This window comes from Sphingorhabdus sp. EL138 (assembly GCF_945862485.1).
Classification (GTDB): domain Bacteria; phylum Pseudomonadota; class Alphaproteobacteria; order Sphingomonadales; family Sphingomonadaceae; genus Sphingorhabdus_B.
The window spans coordinates 1-7,598 of sequence record NZ_CAMAYF010000040.1; the positions used below are offsets into that span (position 1 = coordinate 1).

The 7,598-nt window shown below is 53.7% G+C and carries 7 protein-coding genes; 5 read left to right on the forward strand and 2 right to left on the reverse strand.

Annotated features, from left to right (window positions below):
* Nucleotides 1–304 precede the first annotated feature (304 nt).
* Both Q0O33_RS10250 and Q0O33_RS10255 read right to left on the reverse strand, forming a co-directional pair.
* Nucleotides 305–1,750 (reverse strand): AMP nucleosidase, encoded by a 1,446-nt coding sequence (locus Q0O33_RS10250; protein WP_295499189.1) that lies wholly within the window; start codon nt 1,748–1,750, stop codon nt 305–307.
* A 93-nt stretch (nt 1,751–1,843) separates the two neighbouring features.
* The gene (locus tag Q0O33_RS10255; RefSeq protein ID WP_295499191.1) at nt 1,844–2,323 is read right to left on the reverse strand and encodes a peroxiredoxin; all 480 of its coding nucleotides are present in this window, start codon (nt 2,321–2,323) and stop codon (nt 1,844–1,846) included.
* Nucleotides 2,324–2,557: 234 nt separating this feature from the next.
* Here Q0O33_RS10255 and ahcY point away from each other — a divergent pair, with 234 nt between their 5' ends.
* From ahcY to Q0O33_RS10280, 5 genes are all read left to right on the forward strand, one after another.
* Nucleotides 2,558–3,952, forward strand: a complete 1,395-nt coding sequence (ahcY, locus tag Q0O33_RS10260; RefSeq protein WP_295499193.1) for an adenosylhomocysteinase — start codon at nt 2,558–2,560, stop codon at nt 3,950–3,952.
* A 115-nt stretch (nt 3,953–4,067) separates the two neighbouring features.
* Nucleotides 4,068–5,744, forward strand: a complete 1,677-nt coding sequence (locus Q0O33_RS10265; protein ID WP_295499195.1) for a PAS-domain containing protein — start codon at nt 4,068–4,070, stop codon at nt 5,742–5,744.
* A gap of 114 nt (nt 5,745–5,858) precedes the next feature.
* Entirely contained in the window at nt 5,859–6,290 is a 432-nt protein-coding gene (gene tsaE, locus Q0O33_RS10270) for a tRNA (adenosine(37)-N6)-threonylcarbamoyltransferase complex ATPase subunit type 1 TsaE (RefSeq protein ID WP_295499198.1), read from the forward strand.
* 1 nt (nt 6,291) lies between these two features.
* Nucleotides 6,292–7,269 carry a phosphotransferase gene (locus tag Q0O33_RS10275; protein ID WP_295499202.1) on the forward strand — a complete coding sequence of 326 codons (978 nt, stop codon included), beginning with the start codon at nt 6,292–6,294 and terminating at the stop codon, nt 7,267–7,269.
* Nucleotides 7,262–7,598 (forward strand): sugar phosphate nucleotidyltransferase (locus Q0O33_RS10280; RefSeq protein WP_295499200.1); only part of this gene is annotated, 337 nt, incomplete at its 3' end. The genes Q0O33_RS10275 and Q0O33_RS10280, both read left to right, overlap by 8 nt.

Here is a 7,598-nt window from a genome sequence, read left to right on the forward strand (position 1 = left end):
GCAGCCGCTGCGGTGGCGATGACGGCGCCAGCCACGGCGGCGGATTTGACGGGATTTTCTTTAATGACTGTGCCCGCGCTGGCAGCGGCGCTGGAGGCGGAATCTACCGCTGACTTGGCGGTAGTAGTCGCCGTCTCGGCCGCCGAACGCGCGGTACCTGAAAGGGTGTCAGTCAAATTACGTAATTTGTTTAATAGCTTGTTCAATATACTAGTGTTTTCGGGCTTTTTCAGCATAAGCCGTTCCTCCTTGGGTTGTAATGCAGTGATGAAAATCGTTTGGTGTTGCGTTCGTTCCTAGGTGCTTATCGGAATGGTGGCTCATTGAATGCGCGTAACTTGCGGCTGTGTAAGCTATTACCAGCCTCACGCAGCAACTCACAGGTTTGGATGCCGATCTGTAAATGTGCGGCAATTGCCTCTTCGTAAAACCGGTTTGCCTGACCCGGCAATTTAATTTCGCCGTGCAGTGGTTTGTCCGAAACACATAGCAACGTGCCATAGGGTACGCGGAAACGATAGCCCTGCGCCGCAATCGTGGCGGATTCCATGTCGATGGCAATCGCACGGCTTTGCGAGAAACGCAGCGCGGAAGCGGAATAGCGCAGTTCCCAATTACGGTCGTCGGTGGTGACAACGGTGCCGGTGCGCATTCGCCGTTTGAGGTCCGCGCCGCTGGTGCCCGAAACATCTTCCGCCGCGCTCGCCAAGGCTACTTGCACTTCAGCGATGGGCGGGATGGGGATTTCAGGTGGTAGGACTTCGTCCAAGATATGGTCATCGCGCAAATAGGCATGGGCGAGGACATAATCGCCAATCCGTTGCGTTTCCCGAAGGCCGCCGCAATGGCCAATCATCAACCAAGCTTCAGGTCGAAGCACCGCCAAATGGTCGCAAATCGTTTTGGCATTGGACGGACCGACGCCAATATTGACTAAGGTGATGCCTGAACGGTCTGGCGCGATAAGGTGATAGGCCGGCATCTGGTGCCGACGCCATGTGCTGTCGGCGACAAGCTGCGCCGCATTGTCTGTTGGTTGATCCACATACAGGCCACCAGCCCCGGACAATGCGGTGTAACGGCCATTGCCGACCTGCGTGCATGCCCAACTGACAAATTCATCCACATAACGGTGGTAGTTGGTGAACAGGATATAATGCTGCACATGTTCGGCAGGTGCGCCCGTATAGTGGCGCAAACGGGCCAAAGAAAAATCAGTGCGCAGACCATCAAACAAAGCGAGTGGCGAGCTGATGTTACCCTTTACACGTAGAAGGCCATCGGCGATTTCATCACCAATATCAGCCAATTCCGTCGTGGGGAAATGACGCGCAAGCTCGTTGGGACTAATGGTCCCCAATTCAAGATCGTCCGAGCCATCGAGCACATACGGAAAGGGGATTTCCTGTTTGCTGCGGCCAACCGAAATTTCGAGCTCATATTGCTCATTCAAAAGGTCGAGTTGCTCGCCAATATAATCGGCAAAAAGATCTGGCTTGGTGAAGGTGGTCCGGAACGTGCCAATCTTTTCCAACTTACCGAATGCGAGGTTCGATTTGGTCTCGCGGGTCTTGCCGGCATAAGTGATGACGAGTTCGGGATAGCAAAAGTCATTGCGTGCGCGCTGGTCTGCGCTTGGAAGAATTCTGTCCTTCAAATAAGCCGCAAGCGCAGATTGAAGCCTTTTTACCGACGATTCATATTCGATAACGAGTTGATTAATTATGTTTTGAGCATGATCACTAGGCATAATCACGCTTCACCGAGTTTTACAATTTTGGCAACAAAAAAGGGAGGGTAACCCCTCCCTTTCAAATGTCGCTTGGGTAATTGTAACCAAAAATTAGAGCTGCCCGAGCATAAATTCTGCCGAGCTGACGTTGAAATCGCCGGGAGCTTCGACATTGACTTGCTCAACTACACCATCGTTGACGACGAGCGAGAAACGCTGCCCGCGCTTGCCCATGCCATATGCGCTGCCGTCCATTTCTAGGCCGAGCGCAGCCGCGAAATCGCCGTTACCGTCGGCCAGCATAGTGATGGCGTCCGAACCGCCCGACTTGTTCCACGCGCCTAGAACAAAGGCATCATTGACGGCGGTACAGGCGATTTCGTCAATGCCCTTGGCGGCAAGCTCGCCGGCATTTTCAACGAAGCCGGGAAGGTGGCGTGCCGAGCATGTTGGCGTGAATGCCCCGGGGACGGAGAATAATGCAACGCGGCGTCCAGCGAAATATTCGGCAGACTGAACGGGCTGGGGGCCTTCTGCGGTTGCCTTGACCAGTTTGACGTTAGGGATTTTGTCGCCAACAGAGATGCTCATGAGAAATTTCCTTTAGCAAGAGAAAGTGTGTTGCAGCGTCATCCGTGACCAGCTTAGCCAAGTCAAGCGCGAGGATGTTCAAAGGTTGATTTTCTAAGGTCGATGACATGTCAAAGGCTTAGATTGCCAAAAACGACGCATGGCGATATATCATATAAAGCAATCTTTATATTTGATTTCCCCAAAATCCATCGCTAAGGCGTGCTGCATCTAAAACTCCCGGAGAATTAGCCTGTGGTTTTCAACGATTATGTCATTGCCGATATCGGCGAGGCCGATTTTGGCCGTAAAGAAATCAACATTGCCGAAACCGAAATGCCTGGCCTGATGGCATTGCGTGATGAATTTTGCGCGTCACAGCCACTGAAGGGTTCGCGCATCGTTGGTTCGTTGCACATGACCATTCAAACCGCAGTTCTTATCGAAACACTGACGGCGCTTGGTGCGGATGTGCGCTGGGCAACCTGCAATATTTTCTCGACCCAAGACCATGCCGCAGCCGCCATTGCGGCGCAGAACATTCCGGTGTTTGCCGTTAAGGGCGAAAGCCTTGCCGACTATTGGGATTATGTCGGCCGCATCTTTGATTGGGGTGACGATACGACGGCCAACATCATCCTTGACGATGGCGGCGACGCAACGATGTTCGCTTTGTGGGGCGCAAAGCTTGAGCGCGGCGAAAGCTTCGGCGAGCCAGAGAATGAAGAAGAAGTCGAGTTCCAGCGCGCTTTGAAGGCATTTGTTGCCAAAAAGCCGGGCTATTTGACGCAAACAGTGAAGAATTTGAAGGGTGTTTCGGAAGAAACCACCACGGGTGTCCACCGTTTGTACGAAATTGCGAAGAAGGGCGAACTGCCTTTCCCTGCCATCAACGTGAATGACAGTGTTACTAAGTCGAAGTTCGACAATCTGTACGGTTGCAAGGAATCGCTCGTTGACGCGATTCGTCGCGCCACTGACGTCATGCTCGCGGGTAAAGTTGCTTGCGTCGCTGGCTTTGGTGACGTCGGCAAGGGCTCGGCCCAGTCGCTCCGCAATGGCGGCGCGCGCGTGATGGTCACCGAAGTCGATCCGATCTGCGCATTGCAGGCCGCGATGGAAGGCTTTGAAGTTGTGACGATGGAAGAAGCCGTGCAACGTGCGGACATCTTCTGCACCGCAACTGGCAATGCCGACGTTATCACAGCAGAGCATATGATGAACATGAAGCCGATGAGCATCGTGTGCAACATTGGTCACTTTGACAGCGAAATTCAGATTTCGGCCTTATCTAATTATAGCTGGAACGAAGTGAAGCCAGGAACCGATCTCGTTCAGTTCCCCGACGGAAAGCAAATCATCGTCCTTGCGAAGGGACGCTTGGTGAACTTGGGTTGTGCCACCGGACATCCAAGCTTTGTGATGTCGGCAAGCTTCACCAACCAAGTGCTCGCGCAAATCGAGCTTTGGACCAACGGCGACAAGTATAAGAACCAGGTCTATGTCCTGCCAAAGCATCTCGACGAGAAGGTTGCAACACTCCATCTCGAAAAGCTCGGCGTGAAGTTAACCAAGCTGACGGATAAGCAAGCAGGCTATATCGGCGTATCGACAGAAGGTCCGTTCAAGCCAGACCATTATCGTTATTAATCACATTTCATAATGTGACGGAAAGAGAGCCTGCCGCGGAAACGTGGCAGGCTTTTTTCGTTGCGTGTACGCTGCATTTGGGCATTAGCATATCAGGGGGCAACATGAAGGGCACATGACGATGACAGGCACTGGCCTGCCCATTGCACTTATAGGCATATTGATGGCGCTGTGGCTAATAGGGGCCGTGGTCGCTATTTGGACAGGGCTGTCGATGCGTGATCAAGCGTCAAAGGTCCTGCGCCAGTCAACGCGGCTTGGTCGCCTTTTGGAAACGGCCCCTGCGTTCCCCGTAATATTACATAGTGATGGCAGGATTGAGGCGCCCGAACGGTTTGTGCGGATGCTTGGTTTGGACGAACCTGTCGGTTCACTTGCGGATCTTGGCGGGCATGACGATGCAGGGCTGGCGCAAAAGGACTTGGCCGAACTGGAAGCTAAAGTGCGCGAAACGCAGCGCACAGGGAAGGGCTTCACACTGCATGTGGCAATTGAAGCGTCCAACCGTCGGCTGACGGTTGTCGGCAATATCGCGGACAATGTCATCTACCCCAATGGCACAGGGTCCTTGTGGTTTTTTGATTCCACAGAAAATATGCGCGAACTGGAACTGCGGACCCGCGAAGCTAACGAGGCGCGTTCGGCATATTCGGCCTTGGCTAGCCTGATTGAAGCGGCCCCCATTCCCATATGGTTCCGACAGCCAGACATGAAACTGCATTTTGTGAACCAGGCGTATGTTGAAGCGGTGGGAGCGACCGATGGGGTGCAGGCGGTCGACGATGGCGTGGAATTACTTGAGCCGGAAAATGGCAAAAGCGCAGGCAATTATGCCGCGGAAGCTGCGGCTGAGAGCGCTCAAAAAGAGCGCATAGTTTCAGCGACTTTGAACGGGGAACGCCGTCAGTTGCGCGTGTTCGATATCCCATTGGGCGCTGCGGGCGTCGCAGGGCTTGCAATTGATGTACAGGATCTGATCGACACGAAATCCGAACTGCGCAAATTGTCGGAGGCGCAACGCGACCTTTTGAACTTTATGTCTGCGGGTGTTGCACAATTCGATGCACGCCATGGGCTCAGTTTTGCAAATCTGCCCTTTCAAAGTATGTTCTCTTTTCGCGACCAATGGCTTTCGGAAAAGCCGGAATTTGCACGCGTGTTGGACCGCATGCGCGAAAATGGGAAGCTACCTGAAGTGCGTGATTTTCCGGCTTGGCGCAAAACGCGCGAGGAGTGGTTTCGTACCGCCGATCCGACTGAAGAAAACTGGCTCCTTCCCGACGGCACACATTTGCGCGTTTTGGCCCAGCCAATTCCCGATGGCGGCTTACTTATGATTTTTGAAGACCGCACCGAACAGGCGCAGCTGGCGCGCGCGCGGGATATCTTGCTGCGCGTGCGGACGGCGACCTTTGATAATCTGTTTGAGGCTATTGCCGTTTTTGCGGCGGATGGTCGGCTAAGTATCTGGAACCGGATCTTTGCCGAGACGTGGCAACTGGCCGATGATCAACTGATTAAACACCCGCGTTTAGACGAACTTTTGCCGTTATTGGCGGGGCATTTGGAAAAACCCACGCAGATAAATGCGCTTGGCGAAATGATCAGGATGACTTCGTCCAATCGTGCACAGCGGCAAAGTGAGGCTATCTTCGCCGATGGCCGCATGTTCCGGATCGCAACTGTACCGCTGCCTGACGGCAACACGCTCTTCAATATGCTTGAGTTGTCCGACAGGTCAAAAATGGAGCAAGCGTTGCACGACGCAGATGCGATTAAGGACGGGTTTTGACGAAATGACGGGCTTTCCCTTGGCCTGGCAGATAATTGCATTGCATGGTGGCACTTTTCATTTTCCTACTGCAAAAGGGATGGGAACCACAATCATTATGGCGCTACCAAAGAAATGATTATTGCAACCGATGAAGATATGCGCGCCTTTGGCCATGCGCTGGCGCAAGGTTTGAAGTGCTCTGATTGGGTCGCGATTAATGGCCCGCTTGGGGCGGGCAAAACCGTCTTGTGTGCGGGGATTTTGGCGGGCCTTGGCTTTAAGGGCGAAGTTGCCAGTCCCTCTTACGCCATCGTGCATAGCTATGAGCCGCCTGATGTTTTGGTTGCCGTTGCCCATGTCGATTTGTATCGCCTCGACAACGCGGATGAATTGGATGAACTGGGGTTGGCGGAGGAACGTAGTGAACGCATTACGCTCGTTGAGTGGGCCGAACGCTTTGGCGCTGCCTATGTGGTCCCAAGCCATTTTATCGACATAGCACCGCAAACGGACGGAAGCCGCATATTGACTTTGAAAATGGATACTGATGACACACGTAACTAACATGGCGCCGCCCGCTGGCTTGGACGAATTTCTGCGATTGCATGGTTGGGAAGGCGCGAAAGTGTCGCCGGTAGCAGGGGATGCATCTTTCCGTCGTTATTTCCGTGTAGAGTCCGCCACACATGGTAAGGCGATTTTGATGGACGCGCCGCCACCGCATGAGGACCCGCGTCCTTTCATACATATCGCGCAATATTTGAACGGACATCAGTTCCGCGCACCCGAAATCTTCGCCACCGACCTGACCCGTGGGCTGCTGCTGATAGAAGATTTTGGTGACCGGCGGATGCGAGAGCATCTGGATGAACATCCCGAAGATGAGGCGGTGGTCTATCGCGCGGCTATTGATGCGATTGTCCGGTTGGCGCAGACGCCCTCGGTGCAAGCCCAGCCTTATGATATGGCAACTTACATGCGCGAAGTGCAGCTTTTGTCGGAATGGTACATGCCCGCGATGGGTATCTCATTTGACACAAGTGCATTTGATCAGCTTTGGACCGAAGCGCTGGCCCCGCTTGCGGATTATCAGAAAGTCACCGTGCTGCGCGATTACCATGCTGAAAACATCATGCTGCTGGAAGATGGCCAACAGGGGATAATTGATTTTCAGGACGCTTTGGTCGGACATCCGGCCTATGATTTAGTGTCCTTGCTGCAAGATGCACGGCGCGACGTTTCGCCTGCGTTGGAAGCTGAAATGCTGGCTTATTATCATGCTGCGGCAAAACCCGATGCTAATTTTGATGCGCATTATGCGTTGCTGGGCGCGCAGCGGAATACCAAGATTATCGGCATATTCACGCGTCTGTGGAAACGAGATGGCAAGGCGCGCTATCTGTCATTCTTGCCGCGCATGTGGGCACTGCTGGAACGTGATTTGGCCCATCCGGCCCTAGCGCCGGTCAAACTTTGGTTCGACACGCATATCCCTTCGGACTTGCGCCATAAAATGCCCACGGAATTGCACATCGATGGTTAAGCATGTGGATACAGCGATGATCATGGCGGCGGGTAAAGGGACGCGGATGATGCCCCTGACCGCCGACCGGCCAAAGCCCCTGATCGAAGTGGGCGGCGTTGCGTTGATCGATCATGTGCTGGACCATTTGCGCGAAGCCGGCGTCGGTAAAATTGTCGCCAACGTCCATTATCTCGCCGAACAAATAGAGCAGCATTTGGCAGCGTCAGCGGCGGATTTAGATGTGCGCATTTCCGACGAGCGTGCGTTGTTGCGCGATACAGGCGGCGGCTTGGTGCATGCGTTGCCGCTCATTTCCGATGATCCCTTCATTTGTGTCAACGCCGACA

Coding starts and splice junctions, on each gene's coding strand:
- Q0O33_RS10275 (WP_295499202.1), top strand. CDS start 6,292: ATGGCGCCGCCCGCTGGCTTGGACGAATTTCTGCGATTGCATGGTTGG.
- Q0O33_RS10265 (WP_295499195.1), top strand. CDS start 4,068: ATGACGATGACAGGCACTGGCCTGCCCATTGCACTTATAGGCATATTG.
- Q0O33_RS10250 (WP_295499189.1), bottom strand. CDS start 1,750: ATGCCTAGTGATCATGCTCAAAACATAATTAATCAACTCGTTATCGAA.
- Q0O33_RS10255 (WP_295499191.1), bottom strand. CDS start 2,323: ATGAGCATCTCTGTTGGCGACAAAATCCCTAACGTCAAACTGGTCAAG.
- tsaE (WP_295499198.1), top strand. CDS start 5,859: ATGATTATTGCAACCGATGAAGATATGCGCGCCTTTGGCCATGCGCTG.